The sequence below is a fragment of the Vibrio sp. J383 genome (assembly GCF_023503985.1).
Taxonomy (GTDB): Bacteria; Pseudomonadota; Gammaproteobacteria; order Enterobacterales; family Vibrionaceae; genus Vibrio; species Vibrio splendidus.
Window position 1 is genome coordinate 2,356,885 of the sequence record NZ_CP097293.1, and the last position, 18,932, is coordinate 2,375,816.

General features: G+C 42.1%; 19 protein-coding genes and 2 pseudogenes. 4 read left to right on the forward strand and 17 right to left on the reverse strand.

The genetic code is table 11. The annotated features are described in order from the left end of the window. Positions 1 to 18: 18 nt before the first annotated feature. From cyaB to M4S28_RS10805, 12 genes and pseudogenes are all read right to left on the reverse strand, one after another. Positions 19 to 570: a class IV adenylate cyclase gene (gene cyaB, locus M4S28_RS10750; protein WP_249631780.1), complete on the reverse strand. Its 552-nt coding sequence runs from the start codon at positions 568 to 570 to the stop codon at positions 19 to 21. A gap of 89 nt (positions 571 to 659) precedes the next feature. Next, positions 660 to 1,052, reverse strand: coding sequence for a hypothetical protein (locus M4S28_RS10755; protein WP_249631781.1), 393 nt, complete (start codon positions 1,050 to 1,052; stop codon positions 660 to 662). Then, positions 1,045 to 1,494 (reverse strand): GNAT family N-acetyltransferase, encoded by a 450-nt coding sequence (locus M4S28_RS10760; protein ID WP_249631782.1) that lies wholly within the window; start codon positions 1,492 to 1,494, stop codon positions 1,045 to 1,047. Before M4S28_RS10760 ends, M4S28_RS10755 begins: the two co-directional genes overlap by 8 nt. An 85-nt stretch (positions 1,495 to 1,579) precedes the next feature. Beyond that, positions 1,580 to 2,086, reverse strand: coding sequence for a GNAT family N-acetyltransferase (locus tag M4S28_RS10765; protein WP_249631783.1), 507 nt, complete (start codon positions 2,084 to 2,086; stop codon positions 1,580 to 1,582). A 47-nt stretch (positions 2,087 to 2,133) separates the two neighbouring features. Beyond that, positions 2,134 to 2,601, reverse strand: a complete 468-nt coding sequence (locus tag M4S28_RS10770; protein WP_108100728.1) for a cold shock domain-containing protein — start codon at positions 2,599 to 2,601, stop codon at positions 2,134 to 2,136. A gap of 74 nt (positions 2,602 to 2,675) precedes the next feature. Next, entirely contained in the window at positions 2,676 to 2,909 is a 234-nt protein-coding gene (locus M4S28_RS10775; protein WP_017077144.1) for a hypothetical protein, read from the reverse strand. Positions 2,910 to 2,999: 90 nt separating this feature from the next. Continuing rightward, a pseudogene (locus M4S28_RS10780) lies at positions 3,000 to 3,440 on the reverse strand (hypothetical protein). 477 nt (positions 3,441 to 3,917) lie between these two features. Next, positions 3,918 to 4,391 carry a response regulator gene (locus M4S28_RS10785; RefSeq protein ID WP_017062404.1) on the reverse strand — a complete coding sequence of 158 codons (474 nt, stop codon included), beginning with the start codon at positions 4,389 to 4,391 and terminating at the stop codon, positions 3,918 to 3,920. Further along, positions 4,378 to 5,733 carry an ATP-binding protein gene (locus M4S28_RS10790; protein WP_249631784.1) on the reverse strand — a complete coding sequence of 452 codons (1,356 nt, stop codon included), beginning with the start codon at positions 5,731 to 5,733 and terminating at the stop codon, positions 4,378 to 4,380. Before M4S28_RS10790 ends, M4S28_RS10785 begins: the two co-directional genes overlap by 14 nt. A 6-nt stretch (positions 5,734 to 5,739) precedes the next feature. Continuing rightward, positions 5,740 to 7,158, reverse strand: a complete 1,419-nt coding sequence (locus M4S28_RS10795; RefSeq protein ID WP_249631785.1) for an SLC13 family permease — start codon at positions 7,156 to 7,158, stop codon at positions 5,740 to 5,742. A 414-nt stretch (positions 7,159 to 7,572) separates the two neighbouring features. After that, the gene (locus M4S28_RS10800; protein WP_249631786.1) at positions 7,573 to 8,463 is read right to left on the reverse strand and encodes a hypothetical protein; all 891 of its coding nucleotides are present in this window, start codon (positions 8,461 to 8,463) and stop codon (positions 7,573 to 7,575) included. A gap of 38 nt (positions 8,464 to 8,501) precedes the next feature. Then, on the reverse strand, positions 8,502 to 8,951 hold the full coding sequence (locus M4S28_RS10805; protein ID WP_249631787.1) for a GNAT family N-acetyltransferase: 450 nt from the start codon (positions 8,949 to 8,951) through the stop codon (positions 8,502 to 8,504). Between the two features lie 35 nt (positions 8,952 to 8,986). Between M4S28_RS10805 and M4S28_RS10810 the strand changes: the two are divergent. Next, positions 8,987 to 9,299 (forward strand): annotated as a pseudogene (locus tag M4S28_RS10810) (transposase); the annotation flags it as partial. A 22-nt stretch (positions 9,300 to 9,321) separates the two neighbouring features. On the opposite strand, the gene M4S28_RS10815 reads toward M4S28_RS10810, so the two are convergent. Together M4S28_RS10815 and M4S28_RS10820 are read right to left on the reverse strand one after the other, a co-directional pair. After that, positions 9,322 to 9,837, reverse strand: coding sequence for a hypothetical protein (locus M4S28_RS10815; protein ID WP_181360259.1), 516 nt, complete (start codon positions 9,835 to 9,837; stop codon positions 9,322 to 9,324). Between the two features lie 107 nt (positions 9,838 to 9,944). Next, on the reverse strand, positions 9,945 to 10,805 hold the full coding sequence (locus M4S28_RS10820) for a hypothetical protein (protein WP_146162398.1): 861 nt from the start codon (positions 10,803 to 10,805) through the stop codon (positions 9,945 to 9,947). 617 nt (positions 10,806 to 11,422) lie between these two features. Here M4S28_RS10820 and M4S28_RS10825 point away from each other — a divergent pair. Both M4S28_RS10825 and M4S28_RS10830 read left to right on the forward strand, forming a co-directional pair. Then, positions 11,423 to 13,246 carry a M4 family metallopeptidase gene (locus tag M4S28_RS10825; protein WP_249631788.1) on the forward strand — a complete coding sequence of 608 codons (1,824 nt, stop codon included), beginning with the start codon at positions 11,423 to 11,425 and terminating at the stop codon, positions 13,244 to 13,246. Positions 13,247 to 13,570: 324 nt separating this feature from the next. Then, complete coding sequence (locus M4S28_RS10830) at positions 13,571 to 14,782, forward strand: DUF3103 domain-containing protein (protein WP_249631789.1); 1,212 nt, start codon at positions 13,571 to 13,573, stop codon at positions 14,780 to 14,782. A 92-nt stretch (positions 14,783 to 14,874) separates the two neighbouring features. Here M4S28_RS10830 and M4S28_RS10835 read toward each other — a convergent pair whose 3' ends face one another. Together M4S28_RS10835 and M4S28_RS10840 are read right to left on the reverse strand one after the other, a co-directional pair. Then, positions 14,875 to 15,192 carry a Dabb family protein gene (locus M4S28_RS10835; RefSeq protein ID WP_009846539.1) on the reverse strand — a complete coding sequence of 106 codons (318 nt, stop codon included), beginning with the start codon at positions 15,190 to 15,192 and terminating at the stop codon, positions 14,875 to 14,877. Positions 15,193 to 15,406: 214 nt separating this feature from the next. After that, positions 15,407 to 15,646, reverse strand: a complete 240-nt coding sequence (locus tag M4S28_RS10840; protein ID WP_017081013.1) for a VPA0252 family protein — start codon at positions 15,644 to 15,646, stop codon at positions 15,407 to 15,409. A gap of 256 nt (positions 15,647 to 15,902) precedes the next feature. On the opposite strand from M4S28_RS10840, the gene M4S28_RS10845 reads away from it, so the two are divergent. Next, positions 15,903 to 16,787, forward strand: coding sequence for a LysR substrate-binding domain-containing protein (locus tag M4S28_RS10845; RefSeq protein ID WP_249631790.1), 885 nt, complete (start codon positions 15,903 to 15,905; stop codon positions 16,785 to 16,787). Positions 16,788 to 16,907: 120 nt separating this feature from the next. Here the strand turns inward: M4S28_RS10845 and tnaA are convergent, their stop codons facing one another. Continuing rightward, the gene (gene tnaA, locus M4S28_RS10850) at positions 16,908 to 18,380 is read right to left on the reverse strand and encodes a tryptophanase (RefSeq protein WP_249631791.1); all 1,473 of its coding nucleotides are present in this window, start codon (positions 18,378 to 18,380) and stop codon (positions 16,908 to 16,910) included. Between the last annotated feature and the right edge of the window lie 552 nt (positions 18,381 to 18,932).

Below are 18,932 nucleotides of genomic sequence, written 5' to 3' on the forward strand. Positions count from 1 at the left end.
TGACGCTTAAGCGCTGTACTATGCGTTCATTTCCTCGAACATCTGTTTATAAGACTGAGTTTGCAGTGCCGATTGAGTCAGCCCGAACTTACTGGCTAACAACTCAAGCTCACTTTTATACACAGACAACTTAGACTCATCGTCCGTCATGATTGCAAATTCGGCAAAATCACCAATACCCACAAGAGAATCGACCGTGATATGGAACTCTCCAACAAAGTAAATACTGCGAGTTTTATGCGCTTTAAGAATCACTTCGTACCCCAGGTTCTCTAGCATACTCTTAGCATTCGACGCATCAGTGATGTTTGTCGCTTCGCATCGATCAGACTCAGGGCCTTTGACGATCCATAGTTTGATGCCCGACGGCTCCATAGTACGAATACACAAGCTTTTGTTCTGAGCCTGTAAACTTCTATCAGAGCTATCAAAATACCAATCACATTCTTGATTGTCTTGCAGCATTACTTCATGAGGAATTAGGTTCAACGTTTTCAAGAACTCAGACTTAGAGCTAAGTCGATACTTCAGCTCAACCTCATATTTGCCTTTGAAATGGTCGTTGGTCATGGATTAGCTCGATGCAAAAAAAGCGATACTAGCACACGAACCAAATCCGAAATACAAACTGGCGCACAACACAAACTAAAGCCGTGAAACTATGTTCGACACGCTAATACACGCTGCCATTCTTCTTGGCTCATAGCGCCTTTAGAAAGGTAAATATTGTGTTTCTGCATTGCACCTTTCGTGTATGAAAGCTTGATGAAAGAGCCAATTTCAAACGGAAGAAAGCTACGCTGTAAAGTCACATCACAAGCAACGCCATTTAAACGTAGATGACCGTTCGTGATTTCAAATGAGCTATCGCGAAGCTTCCACCACAACATTAGAATTTTTATTAGTGGAGGAACACAAATTATCAGCCCTATGGTTAGCAGCGATGAACGATCACCGTCTGATATCCAATAGACAAGACCTAGTGCAATAACAATAAACAGCAACTCTGAAAATAAGTATTTAACAAAATTTAATTGGATACGGTTATCCATGACACCCTCTCAATGATGATCCTAAAAGCAGCTCCATCTCAACGAGCCCTTTCACTTCAGACAACTGAGTAAAACCTTTTGCTTGATAAAGCTTAATAGCGGGGTTCTCACTGAACACGCGCAACACTAACTGAGCCGATGCTTGATTGTTCGCGTGTTCGATCACTAAATCCAAACACTTAGAGCCAAAGCCTCTACCTTGATATTCAGCTAATATCTGCAAGTCCCTAAGAAACGTTGTATCGCTGGTATAACTGAAGCGGATAACACCAATACGGCTATCCCCTACATAAATTTCATAGTTATCCAGTTCATCCCAGCTACGTAAAAACTGACTATGACCCCAAGCGATTCCACGAGCTTGATAGTAACTCGTCATATTCGTTTTGGTGATCGATTCAGCGAACTTAGGATCTGTACCTTTGACCAACCTTACTTCCATATTGTGTCCTTTGTTTCTAAATCAAACATTGAGCAATACGTAATTTAAGTACCAAGAGTATTGCATCGTGTTTGAACCATCCTAATCAATCTGGTTCCTTGTTTAACGCCTTCTCTAACCACATTGAACTGATGTATTGACCGTTTTTCTTCGCATATTCATTGAACACTCCGACTTCTCGAAATCCAAAACGTTTATGAAGTGCTATTGAAGCCTCATTAGGTAAAGCAACACCTGAGAGTACGCGGTGAACACCATAATCACTAATCGATGCAAATAGCTGAGAATAAAGCTTGGAGCCTAAACCTTTACCTTGAGCTTCTTCCGCAAGATAAATAGTGACCTCTGCGGTATCTTCAAATGCCGACATAGCCCTGTATTGCTGAGAACACGCGAAGCCTAATAACGCATCACCTTCTGTCGCAACATACAGTTGATATTTGCTTTGGCTCGAAAATTGAGAAAACCACTGCTGACGATTTTCCAACGACAACTTCTCTTCTTCAAAGCGCGCATTGGTATGTTCAATATAAAAGTTGAAGATATCGGTGATGCCTGCAATATCAGGTAATGTCCCTACTCTGATGTCCATGTAATGTCCTTTTAGTTGTCTATTTTTGAATGACTAATAAACAGGCATCAATAGTGACTGCAGAACTGACTCTCGCAAGGAATACCATCACGATCACCATCTATTTTCACATTGGGACAGTTTGCCAAATAAAACTTTGCTTCATCGCAAGATAGCATCTCACTACAATGCGTTTTACCTTGGCAACTAAATCCCATACTCTCATATGCAGGATTTAACTTAGGCTCCAATACCAAAAGATACAAACCTGCGCCAATAAGCCCGACGAAAAGTGCAGACAAAATAATTGAAAGAGGGTTAGATTTGGATGTTTCTATACCAACTAGTTGAGCACTCGAAGCGCTGAGTTTAGAGCCACTATTCGATAATTGAAATTCAACTTCATCCCCAACTTGAGGACGACGATAACCGTCCGTAAACTTCGATATATGAACAAAAACATCTCCCTCTAATTCATCTGAATTGATGAAGCCAAAACCTCTCTCATCAACCCAGCGAACAATTTTTCCATTCATAGCTATCCCTTCTTCAAACCGCTTTCAACTCTTGACTCGTATCACCAACAATATGCAGATTACATTATGTCAGCTTAATGTGGGGGCAAATTACTCGATGGACTCTTAACTTTACCCATTTTAGTCAGGATGCCTTTGCCCTTCTCATAAACAAAAGATAAACCAAAGTAGACTGAAACCCACAAGACAAAATCGAGAGCAGCTAACTTGATATCAAGTGGATCTGAAAAGATGTTATAGGTGTGCCCAAACTTTGCTTCAATTGATTTAACTAAAATCACTGTAACGATAAAAATCACAATCCTCATGGGTTTTCCTATCTATATCTTTAAACTAAATCGTACACATGCGTGTGGATATTGTTTAAGTTATTCCAAGTATATAATACGTTGACGGCCCTACTTGCCATCGACCTTTTCTATAAACCAACTCCCTTGGCACGGGCCATTGGTTAAGTGCCAACGGCCGTCAAATCTATTGCTACTTCCATGTGCTGAAAAACGATAATCCCATCGGCGATGTTTGGCATATAAACGTAAGTCGCCGCTTTCCGTCACCCAGCCCTCTAACGGTGTTCCATTGTAGGTAAGCCTTAGGGTAACTTTACCCTCACGAATAGTTCCGTTGATGGTTGTGCATTCACACATATTATTGCCAGTGATGTTAATGCGACGGCCTAGCTACTCACCGTCGAAATCGGTAGAAGGAACAAATTGGGGACCATCAGGAAGTTTGGGGAACAACTCGGAATTATTGGACCCGAACCACTGAAGCTCACGACCAACAAGGAAGAAGACAACAAAGCCGATTGATATCGCTATCACAAATCCCTTTTTCATTAGCCTCTTCCTAATCAGCTGACCTAAAGAAAAGAACCCTAACATAATGAAAAGTAATAACTTACTATCAATTTAATTAATTTTGATATATTCCACAAATTGCATTCAAATGTTGAATATAGAGAAGGCGGCATCGTACGAAGTTCTGCTGCATGTTCAGGGAATCGCTTTTGAAGAAAGCACAATGCATCCGCTGGCGTTACCTGGAGGCAGGCGCGGCACTAATGTGGTGTATAAAGACTATGTATTAACTTCAATTTTCGTTGGTGTTGGCTTAGCGTATAAGTTTTAAATTTAAGCCAGCAACCAGTGTGTTAATAACTGAGTACTAAAACCTGAACGACTAAAAGAGATAGGTAATATATGTACCGAAAGATTACATCTCTCAAAGAAAAAATCCCTCAGAAAGCGTCCTTCGGTGCATATAATTTCAAGCGACTGACATAAGTGACTAGCGTAAGTCGCTAACATAAGAGACTAACGCAAGCGTCTCAACACAACCTGCTGGTCGAGCTCATTCTGATAGTCCGTGTAATCAAGCCCTTGATCAAATATGTACTCAGTGACAAGAGTGCGAATGCATTCAACTAACGTGCTTGCTTGCCAAGGCTTTTCAAAGTAACGGTCGATACCTGCTGCATTAATCGCATTGATGGTATCAGTATGAGTGGCCTGCCCCGTAAGAAGAATTTTCTTTGTATTCGGAAAGCGGCTGTCATGGAACACTTCAGTGAGTAACTCCACACCCGTTTTCCCTGGCATCACATGATCAGACACGATGACGGTAATGTGTTCGCCTTCTGCGTCAAGTTCATCAATGAGATCAAGCACTTCTTGTGCTGATTCACAATCTTCAATATTCAGCCAACTCGCCAGCGGCTCTAAATCTTGTACCACTGCGCTCAGTACTTCTCTCTGGTCATCGACACAGATTAAATTAAGCTTCTCCATGTTCACCCTCTACTGGTAACTTGATTCTAAATACAGTTTTAGAAGCATCACTTTTCACAATGATACTTCCGCCATAACCCGCCACAATCCGCTTAACGATTGATAAACCCAAGCCCAATCCAAACGATAAACCACCTTTTTTAGTGGTGAAGTTGGGCTGAAATACCTTTCTACGAGTCACCTCGTCTATCTCAGGGCCGTTATTCGTAATCGTAACTAATATTCTTTTCTTACTTAATCTGGTTTGAATTTCTATTGCAGCATCGTCTGAATTCGACATGGCATCACAAGCATTCTTTACAATGTTGACCCAAATCTGAACGAGCTCTGTTTTCGAGCCTTTAAAAGGCGGCAAATCTGCAGGGCTCAATCGCACAGATACTCTACGTAACTCACTTTGTAACAACGATAAGGCATGGTTAATGGAGTCATTAATATCAACCGCTTCTTCGGTGTCAATATCAACTCTGCCAAGTTGTTTAACCGATTTTACGATGCCAACGGTGTGTCTAGATGCTAAACGTAAATCATGTAAATCACAGCCCATCTGCCAAAAGCGAATCGCTTCTTCTGGGTTTTTCAGCCAATGTTTTGAAATAACGTCTGTTGCAGATGAAGCGTCAATTGGAATCGCCTTTGCAAGAGAGCGAGCAATGTTTTTGTCTAAACCATATTTTCTTTCAAATTGTCGCCCACGTGTTCGTGCTTCTGACGACGTCGTTTTCTGACCATGCATTAACCCAAAATCGAAAAATTGACTGGCTTCTGGATGCACTTCTTCAAGTAGATCCATTATGACCGTTTCAAGTCGGCCAGATTTACTATTTACGACACCAATAGCGTTGTTAAGCTCATGGGCAATCCCTGCAGCCAATTGACCCAAGGTCGTCATTTGCTCAGCAGTGTGTAACTTCTCTAGCGCTTTTTGTTTCGCTATCGCTTCTTGTGTTGCACGGCGTTGACGACGCGACAACTCATTGACAATCACAGGTGTGAACTGTGCGGTAAGAGGGCCAAAGTTACGTTCATCTTCTGCAGGCGTGTCTTTATCGATCCACGCTAACTCAACATCGGTTTTAGCAACAACCGTTGAAGATGCTGTCCAATTACCTGAAAAGAAGCTATGAACGCCTATAAAAGCCCCACTACCCGCGCTAAATACTCGCACTTGCGGTGTATTCGCATCGGTATAAAAGCCTTCGAGTTCTCCACTAAACACATAATATAAACGAGTGTTTAACGCTGATTGTTCAATAATGGTGTTACCGGCACGGCACGTCACCCGACGTTCTGTTTGGTTAAAATAGCGATCGATCAGTGCTTCTAGCTTTTGTTGATACACGTATCGTTATCCTATGTGACCAATTGAATGTAGCAGCCACACCATAACAAAGCTCAGTAGCACACCAACCACACCCAAAATAATACCGATTCTAGCCATTTGATTACTTTGCACATGACCCGTGGCATGAGCCAACGCATTCGGTGGCGTACTGATTGGCAGCGACATACCTAATGAAGCGGCAAAAGTCACAACCAGAATTAACGTTAACTCACCGCCGAGTGGCGTGAGTGAAGCCATAGACGACCCTAATGCAGCCATAATTGGCATTAACAAGTTAGCCGTTGCGGTATGAGACATAAAGTTTGCCATTACCAAACACAAGAACGCCGCTCCGAACAACACCACATATGGAGAGTAAGCATCAAACGGAATGCTGTGTACCACGAGCCTTGCTAAGCCAGTTTTATCGAGAGCTAAACCAAGCGCAATACCACCTGATACAAGCCACAGTACGTCCCAAGAAATCTTTTTCAGGTCTTCTTTATTGATGATCCCTCTGAGTGAGAACACAGCGACAGGAATAAGAGCGACGGTATAAGAGTTCATGCCATGGCTTGAGCCCATTAACCAAAGAATGATAGTCAGCGCAAAAGTGACGTATACCGCAATGGCTTTGGGCGTTTTAAGGAATTTACCTTTGATGCTTAGCTCGATTTTCTTTTGGTCAGCTTTGTACATAAAGCCTATTAAAAACCACGCTAACGCCATCATAATAACGACAAACGGCACACCAAATGCCATCCATTCACCGAACGTAATTAGGTTATCGCCAACTAAATATTTAAGTGCGATAGCGTTCGGCGGGGTACCGATCGGGGTACCAATGCCACCGATGTTAGCGGCAACAGGGATACAAAGCGCAAACGCTATACGACCGGGGTCTTTCGGGCGAAACACAGCCAGTACCGGCGTTAAAATAGAGAGCATCATTGCCGTTGTTGCCGTGTTAGACATAAACATCGAAAAGATACCAGTGATCAACATTAAGCCGAGCATCACAAACTTTGGATCTTGTCCAAATGGCTTCAATAATACACGGGCTAAGTTTACGTCTAATCGATACTTAGTGGCGGCCATCGCTAAGAAAAAACCGCCCAAAAACAGCATGATGATTGGGCTGGCGAATGTCGCCATGATATCGCTGTATTTTAACAACTCACCAAAATGTTCTTCCCCATGATCAAACCTTAAAAAGATCAGCCCTTTATCCGACAACATCAATAATTGCAGAACGATAATAACAACTGACGTCGCGTAAATCGGGATAGGCTCGAACACCCAGCACAATGCCGCTAATAAAAAGATTGCGATAACGCGTTGTTGAATAATCGTAAGGCCTTCAAATGGAAACGCTGATAGCGGCATTACGAGGATAATGAAAGGAATTAAAATAGGGATAATGTATTTAATATAGGGGCGCATAGCACAAAAACTCTTCCTGAGATAACAACTACTTAGAAATTAGATTTAAAGTTCTAATTTAGATCCGACAACGAATTATCGACCTCTTATCACTATCTCACTATCGGCTAGATCAATGATTACGTAATCGCGATATCCCCTTTTTCGATTCTGTGCGCTACCTCTACGTTTGTATGTTATTTACTGTTGCAATTAAATTCTGAGAAACAAAAGGCAAACGTTCGCCTTTGCGTGGGAGATCTGTAATATGTGAGCCATATTTGACACCTGACTAGTTTTCAGAATTAAAGAGCATAGCTGCATTATCGAGTAGCTCTATTTTTTAATTTGAGATCTGATTAGCGTGTAAGTTGTACTTCTGCGCTAACTAGACTGATAACGTTGCATAAGTTAAATGCAACGTCCTAATTAAACTCACTTTTCTAACAGGCGACACTGATACTCTGCGACACATTTTAGCTGTGTAGTATGTTCAGGGAATCGTTCCTGAAGAAAACACAATGCATCCGCTAGGGTTATCTGGTGTAGATTCGACGTATACCCAAAAACCAATCGGTGGACATTGTCATAGAGCTCATCTGAATTATCCGAGCTTTGACACTGCGCTAAGATAGCTTGATCAATCTCATCGTCAGGATCTTCCAAAGGGCTATTAGCCTGTTGATAGAGATTAGAAAGCATCGACTCATATTGCTCTTTCAATAAGTCTTCCTTACAACGCAGTATCCACGTAAGCGTAATTAGGTTATGCCCAAAGAAACCAAACTGTTTTAGGCATGCTTGTAATACCTTATCGAGATCTACAATTTCACTTGTGTCAGTGCTTCGGTCACCGTCAGAACGGGTCGATGTGACAAATTCAGTGAAGCGGTTAAGGAATACTGGAACTTGAGACGGCTCTAACTCACGGTAAACACGATTCAGCGCCAATAAGATAGTCACATTGTGGGAAAGGTATTCGCTTGTTTGAGGAGCCTGCGAAACGTAATGCGAGAAGATGTCTTGAAAGCCCTTATTCTCATGCCACTGCATTAAAGCAGCATACGCCGCTGGGTATACCCCGTTATCCAATATCCTTTGAATACGAAAATCTGAGAACTTTGGCGCTTGTAGCGTTGCAGAGTACTCGTCTAAAACTTCAATCTCAGTTTGGCCTATCAGCTCACTCGTTTTAAGCCACACATTGTCAGTTTTAGCGAAATAAACATTCAGATAATTCGCAGCCAAATAAGCTTTTAAAGAATGAGGTTGATGGATGCTGGCACTGCTATAAAGTGCCTTTTCCAGTAATTGGTGGCTTGTCATGTTTCCTCCGTGAAACTAAGACCGAATAGGTTTGGTTGTTATATGACTAGCGTCTTTGAGAAGCAAATCGAACGGTCTACACCGACATATTTACCATACGCACTGGATTCTGAGTAAGAGTGGCGACAATAAAAGGTCACCGCTTTTGAGTTAACTCTACGTGTCGATAAAATAGCTTTTCGATACCCTTTTTCAATCGCAAGACATTCGAGTTGTTTCAATAAATAAGAGCCCGCACCAGCTTTGTTAGAATACATCCGCTTAAGTTCACAAACTTCACTTTCATGATATCTAAATACCCCACATGCCACAGCGCTATCATTTAGGTACATCACGATACATCCATCTTTTGATGGCTCAAAAGCGTCAGATACAAAAGAGCTTTCACCTGTGTCATTAGTAATCTGGCGAAGTGACAAATTCAGTTCAGCGATTAATGACTGAAAATCTCTATGATTTGGTTCTACTTTTCTATATTCGAATTCCATACCTGCCACATAATGCCAACTCAATCAGCATGATCAAAAATACAATATTGCAGAGCGTCCCAAGAATAGGAAATATTGCCGTCTCTCCAATTACACGCGAAAGTGGACGCTACAAAGGTAAGCGCGTAATTCAAGGGCGGTCGAGCGCAAGTACGCACAGTGTTATATATGGCAATGATGTCAGCCATGCAATGTAACCCCGTATTCAAAGCGACTTATGCTCGACTTTTAGCTGCCGGAAAACCTAAGAAAGTCGCAATAATCGCGTGTGTTCGAAAGATGGTTGTGTCCCTTAACTCTATGCTGAGAGATGGCGCCATGTGGGATGAAAACACAGCCAAAAATTAGTCATTGACACCATAGTCGATTGTTAGGATATTGCGAATACGTATAATCCAACAATAGCGGATATGAAAGAAATACTCGTAATTCCAATGCTGACTTTATTTTTTAGGAAGTCTCGCCACTCCAATTGAAGTGCTGAGTATCTTGGATTAATACTGTTAACTTCTTCTATACCCTGCTCTGTCAATTGAATGACTTGATTGGACGATTGAGTAATATCGAAATTCTTGATTAATTTTAGCATTTCAAGATCAATCAATATCTTCGCTAGTCTATTTTCCAAGCCTGAGTACTTATAGGCTTTTTCCTTAGATTTCATACCATATAGTATTACATCAGTACTGACTTCTGAAATTACAGTTTGAGCTTTTGTATGCCAAAAAAACGAGAGAACTTCTTGCTGGCTAATCGATAGATTCACTTTAGTTATTTCTGAATACTGTTTAGCTAACTTCTTTCTCCTTTTATCATTTATTTCCTCCAATGTGTTACTTGTACTCTCTGCTTGTTCTTTCAACTTTTTCATATTTTCTAACATCATAACTCCTTATTTTGTATTTATCCTAACGCCGCATTAAGGTGTGAGCGGCGCTTTGCTATACTTGAGCGAGGCGAAACTGCCAAGTGTTGTTACATGCTTTGTTATGTTCAAAATGGTATGTCGAAATCCAAATCTAAATCAGACTGTTGTTCTAAGGTTTTTAGCTCTTCTTCAATAAAGACGATAAAGCTCCAACTTTTATCAACTAGTTCACGGATAGACTCAGTCCCAATAACTAAGGGGTTCCCATCCTTATCATAACCAGCACGATGAACACAGTGATGCCTTGTACTTACAGCTTGGAACAACCACTTTATTTCACCAAAATCTACGCTCAACACTTCCTTGTACATGGGCTTGACTTTCTTAAGGTCATGGAATATCAAGTCTTTTAAGTACTTCGCGACTGTTTGCTTTAATTGATTTTGTTTTTGAAATATTTCTTTAAGAGTGAATTTTTGCTGTGAAAACGTAGGATCAGTTTCTACTAGCTTTTGTATAAAATCACTATTGTTAGTGACCTTATGTATAAACGTTGATGCAAGATATGCCTCAACTGCGGCAACAACATGACCATGTAGCATTACATGCAAGCTAAAAGCTTGTTCTTCGGAAACTTCCGCTTCAAGAAGACCTTTTACGTTCGATATTTGGCGTTCGAATACAGAAAACTGTTTTGAACTTTCAATAAACCAATCGAGATCATCTTCACCTAAATCAGGATAATAAGGGACTGAATAATTTACATCAATGTCACCATTATCAATGCTACATTCAGCATATGAGAATGAGTTAGTGATGTAAGCCTCATACATATCACCGCACTTCTCACACTCAATTTCTTCCCAATGTTCACTGGTACTATCACGAGATTTCTCTGCCATGAAATCTGGATCAGGAACATATACAGTCGCTTCGATGTGATGAGAGCATCTACACCCAAAGCTAATATCCATCAATAGACTCAAATTTTTCTCCTTTGAACATAACAACTATTAGACAGAGAAATTCTGGCTTAAAATGCAGTATTTTTCAGCCTAGTTTCTACACTGCCTATCTTAAGCGACTTACTTTATTTATAACAATAACTTATGTTTATTAACTTGTGATTGAACATGAAAATATAAGAATTTTTCTATCTAACAGAACTAAATGAAGAAAACTTGATAACTGTTCTGGCTGATATTGTTAAAACAAGTTTGCTATTGATAATAAAGACAGTATCTCAACTTCCAAATACTCAGTTATTTACAGATTTATAATTAAAATAAAATCATAAAAATATCGAAGTTAACTTAGAGAAAGTTATTCTATAGATTCAAACAAAACGGGTTTTAATAACTCCCGACCCTTCATACGTTTACGATAAATAATAAAATTAGATTTTATAAAAACAATTTGATCAATAAGATTTTTTGTAAACTTTGAATTACATACTCTAAAAATAAATCTCCCTGATAAACTTGTCATAATTCCAAATGCTCTTCCAATCTTGATTCGCAACACATGGCATCGTCGTGTTGCATATAGACTTCCTATAAAGCCGTTGGGAAGAAGGAGTTTATATTAAAATCAGGAACGAAAAATGAACCAACAACGTCAACTAAGCTGGAAAATAGCAGCTATTCTAGGTACATCTTTTGGCTTTAATGCACACGCTGCAGAAATGGTCAGAGTCGATAACGATACACTGCTACAACAAAGCCTCGTCGCTCAGTCGAAGAGTGTTGCTCCACTTGAATTAGGTTTTTCTGAAGTTAAACGGGTGGTACTACCCAATGGAAAAACGAAAGTCCGCTACCAACAAACTCACCGAGGTTTACCCGTCTTTGATACCTCCGTTGTCGCCACCCTTTCCAAGAACCAACCCACTCAGGTGTTCGGCTCCATGGCACAGGGGATCAGTGGTGACCTATCCAGCATCGCGCCAAAACTGAATCAAGAGCAAGCGATTGAAGCCGCACTGTCCGCTCATCGCACGTTTACCGTCGGCAAAAAATCGATTGAAAATAAAAACGCAAAACTGATGGTGAGATTGGATGAGAACCAAACCGCTCAAGTGGTGTATCTGGTCGATTTCTTTATCGCGTCCTCAATGCCAGAGCGCCCTTTCTACTTTATTGATGCCACGACTGGCGATGTACTCCAAAAATGGAATGGACTAAACCACGCTAAAGCATTAGGTACTGGCCCAGGTGGCAACCTCAAAACCACTCGATATGAATATGGCAGTGACTTCCCTAGCTTTCCCATCGACAAAACAGGCACGACTTGTACGTTAGAAAACGATTCTGTTAAGACCGTCGATTTGAGGAACGGAACGTCTGGCAGCGCAGCCTACAGCTACAACTGTGCCGACGGAACCAACTACACCGATCATAAATACATTAACGGGGCCTACTCGCCTCTTAACGATGCGCACTACTTTGGTAATGTCGTGTTTGATATGTACAAAGAGTGGATGAACACATCGCCTCTAACTTTCCAGCTGACGATGCGAGTTCATTACAGCACAGATTATGAAAATGCCTTCTGGAATGGGTCATCAATGACTTTTGGAGATGGCAAAAATACCTTTTACCCATTGGTCGATATTAACGTGAGTGCTCACGAAGTCAGCCACGGGTTCACCGAGCAAAACTCCGGCCTTGTGTACCAAAACATGTCGGGCGGTATCAATGAAGCCTTCTCCGATATTGCGGGCGAAGCGGCTGAATACTACTTACGTGGCAGTGTGGATTGGGTGGTCGGAAGCGATATATTCAAATCAGAAGGCGGCTTGCGTTACTTTGATCAACCTTCAAAAGATGGTCGTTCGATTGATCACGCCTCGCAATACTACGATGGCTTGAACGTTCACTTATCTAGTGGTGTTTATAACCGCGCCTTTTACCTTTTAGCGAACAAATCGGGTTGGAATGTACGTAAGGGCTTTGAAATATTCACAGTCGCAAACCAACTGTATTGGACGGCAAACAGTACCTTTGATGCCGGTGCTTGTGGCGTAGCGAAAGCCGCAGCAGACATGGGCTATATGGTTGCCGATGTTGAAGACGCTTTCAATACCGTAGGCGTGAATGCGAGTTGTGGTGTCACGCCGCCAACCGGCAATGTATTAACGAAAGGCACACCGATTGCGAACCTAAGCGGGAATCAATCTTCAGAGAGCTTCTACACGTTCACTGTTGATTCTGCATCCAGCGTGACGGTTTCAATGTCTGGTGGTTCAGGTGATGCCGACCTTTACGTGAAATCGGGCAGCAAGCCAACGACATCGAGTTACGATTGTCGCCCTTATCGCGCTGGAAACAATGAGCAGTGCAGTGTGAGCGCGCAACCGGGCGTAACCTACCATGTGTTACTGCGTGGGTACTCGAACTACTCTGGCCTAACGTTGCGTTTAGATTGAGTTAGAGCGAGCCTCTCAAACAAGTTGTAAATCGAGAACTAGCGGTTAACCGCGAAATAAAAACCTACTCACTTTGAGTAGGTTTTTTTATGAAACACCGTAGTAGCTAATAATATTGTAAGTTATTTACTGATACGTTTATTAATTTATAAATATCAAGGTTACTTAGGCATTGTTTTATAAAAACAGTTTAAATTGAGATCCTGTGCTGCACAACGAAACAAAAATAACTGACTAACTTTTGAACACATTCACGTTACTGATAGGTTAATCCTTATAGGGCAAATGCTCTATTAATGATAAAAATTAAAATAAGGATTATTTATGAGACCATCTTTTCCTATCAGTATGGTGCTTGCAACGACAGTGGTTGGCTTCCAGTCTTTTGCGCAAAATATTGAGACAACTGATTCATTAGGTATTGCAGAAAGTAGCGCTGCGCAAAAGCAATCTTTGGCGTTACAAATCAGCGAGCGTTATTCCGATCTTGAGCTTTCATTGAAGGCTCAGATCTCAGAAAAGAACTTATCCGCGCCTGTAGATAAATTGAGCTCTACTCAGCCCTACTCTGCATTTTCAAGCCGGATGCAGAAAGCGGATCTTGGTTATCGCAAGATGAAAGGGATCAACGACTTCAGCGACTCTGTGTTAGAGGTTCGCATGGCTGATGAAGCGATGATCGAAGCTTGGAAGAATGGTGAAAACCCGCTGTTTGCTTTCGAACCATCAGGCGATGATTCAAACTGGCAATACATCGAAGCCTATGATGTGTATGGGCAGGTTCACGAACTAGACGTGTACCAAATGCCAGACGTCCCAGTGTTTGTGGTGGATAGTAACGGTGCTGAAGAGCTCAAAGCAGGCCTAATGGCGATGCAGGCAGAGATGCAAAAGCTGGGTACTACAACGCAAATCAATGCCTTTAGCGATACCAATGCCGACGAGAGTAAACCTCAAAAATCGTCTTTGATGAACAAGGCTCGTCGCTCGATGGCCTTGTCGGAACCTGAGCCATTGAATACAACACAATTAACCAAAATCCGTTTAGCCGTCGACCAAGAACCTTGGATCTCTGGTAAAGCGGAAATCTACGCTATCGTGACGGGTGTCGATTCAAATCGTTTAGAGCCCCAGATCGACCTCGTTGAGATGCCTTATCTGGACTACGACAAACAGACGTACTACCCGAACCAGACCGTCATCTTCTGGCCTCGCTACCGTTGGGGCGCTGCAGACATGATCTTAATGGAACACGATGATGGCACAGACTACAAAGCGCTAGCAAAACTCTTGGTTCAAGCCGCAGAAGAGATACTGAAGATGATTCCTGATCCAGAAGTTCAGGGTTATGCGATCATTCCTCAGATCACAGGCAAGATTATCGATGTGATTCCTGATGGCGTATTAGTGAATGATGATGACTTCGTGGATGTGTACTACACCTTAATGCAGAACACGCCTTATGTAGATCGTCCGGGCGCAGGCGGAAATGCTGTCGCATCGTTTGCACCAGTCACGATTTCACCAACAGAGTAAGTCGTTTCTTATTTAGTTAGGGCTTAAACGCTAGGCCCTAACTCTTCATTATCAAAGGTGAGTCAAACACAAGAGACCTACTCAGAACCCAATTACAGGGAGTAATCAAACACAATGATGTCTTCTAAAAGCGGACGAAACACATCTTTCAGCGCATCATGCTCAGGGTGCGGAAGGTAATTCTGGCGGCCTTCTTCATCGGCGAACGTCATTAACACCGAGTGGGTATAACCTTGATTCTTGTTTTCAGGGCTGTCATTTAATCCCCATTCTACTGAAGTGACCCCTTCAACCTTGTTTGGCATCGCTTCAAACAGCATCTTTAGTTTTTGAACCTCTGAAGCTTCAGCGTTTTCTTTAAACTTAATCAGTAGAATATGACGAATCATTCCCGTTTCTTTTTGAGTCATTCCTTGTCCTTTCGAGTCGTTCGCTTACTGGTTTGTAATGCTTAACCAACACCTAATAGCGATCTAAATTAGAGAACAACAAAATGCCACACGTTACACAACATGCCAAGGCTAGATCGCTAGAGTTTATAAAATACTCCACAACCCAATAACGAAAAATGCTGCACCCGAGGGCGCAGCATTTCTCATGACAATGGTAAGCACATCTTTAACGTTAGTCACGACGACCTGTAAGCTGGATCGTTTGGTCTTGATCAACGTTCTTTTGGAATTGGATTCCGCCGTTAGACGCTTCATTTCTTCCTTCCAGTGTTAAGTCAGATTCAACACGCTCAGCCTTTACTTGATTACCTTCGCTTCTTGTCATGTCGATAGTCCCTGTATACGTACCGTCGGCAGCAAAAGCAGTATTCATTGAAAGAGCCATTAAGCCTAGTGCGATTAACTTTTTCATACATCACCTCATATTATTTTTAATTATTTGTTCGTTTGGTATCTGTGTTTCTTTGTTGAGGTAACTTTAGCGCTTGAGTGAAAGCCATTCGAGGAAAAGCAAGATTTACCAAATGGAAAATCAAGGGATTAGCGAAGTTCTGACGCTGTTCTGTCTTATCTGTTTTGTACTACCACTATGATATTAGAGTCACATAATTTCTGTACGCCTACCGCACCGAAATTACTGCCTATAAAAGGATTCATTTGGAGAGCCTGTGGACATCAATCTCGATATTCAAAATATCCTCGTCATCAAGCGTATGTATGAACTTCGCAATGTTGGATTGGTTGCGGAGTCGTTAGGAAAAACCTCCGGAGCAATCAGCAAGAACCTTTCGAAATTAAAGTTACAGCTCGACGACCCACTGTTCATTCAAACCAAACACGGGTTTGAACCCACGACTTTTGTTGAAACCAACATCGAAAACTTTGAGCAAATCCTGAGCAGCGTTGAAGCCATTAAACACCAAGTATTCTCGCCAGACACTTACCAAGGCAATATCAAAATCTACGCGAATACTCTGTTCTGGGAACGCTTTGGCTCGAAACTCTTATTTGCTCTGACTAAAGCTGCACCGCATGCTCGCTATTCATTTCTTAGGTGGGGAAGCAATGCTAGGAACAGGCTCATCGACGGTGAGGAGTCCATTGCAGTTCACTACTTTGATGAAACCTTGCCACAGTCGATTTCTCAAAAGGAGTTCGGGGAAGGAAAAGTGGTTTTCTTCGTGAGAAACGATCATCCAGCGCAAGACTTTGAGTCGCTGGCCAACTATCCAATCGCTCTATTTAAAACACCTGGATGGAATGACAATAAATACCCGGTCCTTGAGCGTCTTAGAAATATCGGTTTTCACGTAAACCCACGAGTCGAAGTCGACCACCCTGCGATGATTCACGATGTTGTATTCAAATCCGACTATTTTGGTATCACTCTCAGTGGCAGCGTGCCAGAAGGCTGTCGCAGTATGGACTTGCCAGAAAAACTGACCATCGATGTGAGCTATGTGATGAGCTGCCGTCGTTCACAGAAAGATGCGCCTTTGAATCAATGGTTATTCCAAATGTTGAAGTCGACCCTGAAAAACAAACAAGCGTAGACTCAATCAATCCGCTCATGCTAACCGCCCACGATTTCACTTCCAGACTTCCGCAAAAGAAAAGGCTCCCGGGGGAGCCTTTGATTATGTTTCTAGTGACTATTCGCTTAACTTTTTATTTTAAAATGCTTCTTCGAGCGTTTGTTCATTCTTTTTTTCTGTATGTTTTTCAACGGTTTCTACCTCTTTCAAGCGCGCGGTGAAGTGTCTTAACACCGGTGGTTCATAGGTAAAGTCGAGCCCTTTTACTTTCCCAGCGTTCTCTTTCACTTTTTCGAATGCTTCGATAATGAAATCCATGTGGGTTTGTGTATACGTCGCTCTTGGAATAGTAAGACGCAATAGCTCCGCAGGGCATGAATGCTGTTCACCTGTTACTGGGTCGCGGCCTTGCAGCAATGAACCAATCTCAACCGCTCTGATACCTGCAACCTTGTAAAGTTCACACGCTAAAGCATGCGCTGGGAACTGACCTGCCGGAATATGAGGAAGCAGTTTACCCGCATCGACAAACGCAGCATGTCCACCTGCTTGCTGACACACGATACCCATTGCTTCTAGTCCATCAACGAGATATTGAACCTGGCCAATGCGGTACTCCAACCAATCTTGACGCATACCGTCATAAAGGCCAACCGCAAGACGCTCCATCGCGCCACCTTCTAAGCCACCATAGGTTGGGAAGCCCTCTTGCACCACACATAAGGTTCGACACTCTGTGTACACATCCATGAAAGAGTCGTCTTTAAAGCACAGCAAGCCGCCCATTTGTACCATGGCATCTTTCTTGGCAGACATGGCTAAGCCATCCGCGTATTTGTAAGACTCACGCGTGATCTGTTCGATTGTCCAATCTTGATAACCCACTTCTCGTTGTTGAATGAAGTAGGCATTTTCAGCGTAGCGTGCCGAGTCCATGATCACAGGAATATCGTACTTCTGAGCAATTTCATAAACGGCTTTTAGATTGGCGATAGACACTGGCTGTCCACCAGCAGAGTTACAAGTAATGGTACTCACAATGTAAGGAACATTGGCCGCGCCCGCTTCTAAGATCGCTTCTTCCAGTTTCGCCACATCGAAGTTGCCTTTGAAGTCCGCATTCACTGAGGTATCGAACGCTTCTTTGGTATAAACGTTCTTCGCCACACAGCAATTCACTTGGGTGTGACCTTGTGTTGTATCGAAGAAGTAGTTCGACAAGGCGACCATTTTGCTGCGATCGAGCCCTTTCTCCATTTCACGCTTCTTGATAAGAACAGGAATGTAGATCTGCTCTGCGCCGCGCCCTTGGTGCGTTGGAATCGTCAACTCGTAACCGAAGATATCCTTAACCGCATTCGACAATGCGTAGTAACTGCGGCTACCACTGTAAGCTTCATCACCCATTAACATCGCGGCTTGCATACGCTGAGTAATAGATCCTGTTCCGCTGTCTGTCAGTAAGTCGATAAACACATCATCACTATCCAGTAAGAATGGGTTCATGCCCGCGTCAACAATGGCTTGTTCACGATATGCAGAGGTTGTTCTTTTTACTGGTTCTACAACACGAATACGAAACGGTTCTGGTAGATGTTTGAAGTTTTCCATAATAGTACCTTTCTATACATTCCGAACAGGTCGAAATCTATTTTCTTTAGATGTCACGAATCCTCACCATTAATTTAATAGCTCCGCATAAAGATAGACGGAAATTAACAATGAAAATAAAAAAGTTAAATAATTAGTTATTAATCGAACCTAAACAGAGGCTGAGATAATTAGCGAGAACGACAAAACAACGAATATTCTGCACGAAATAATAAGTGCGACATTCATGCGTTCAAAGGTTATCAAAGCTGCTGATAGGTAAACAAAGCGCGCTGCTTTGCTGGCGCGTGACGCCTAGAGGGTACTACTCTGAAGAAAGGCGGAACGAGAGCTGGTGATCTAAGGTATACCAAGCTAACAAGGTTAGCCATGTTGTTGATTGCCATTTCAGATACATGTTCACAATATATCCCTACGTTGAAATCAAGATGATCCGAAATTTAAATATAGTGCAATTGTTTTATAAATACAGCTAAGAAAAGTATAAATGTGATCAACATTTAGAATGATAATTAAATACGATAGCGTGTTATATAAACTGTGAATCACAGC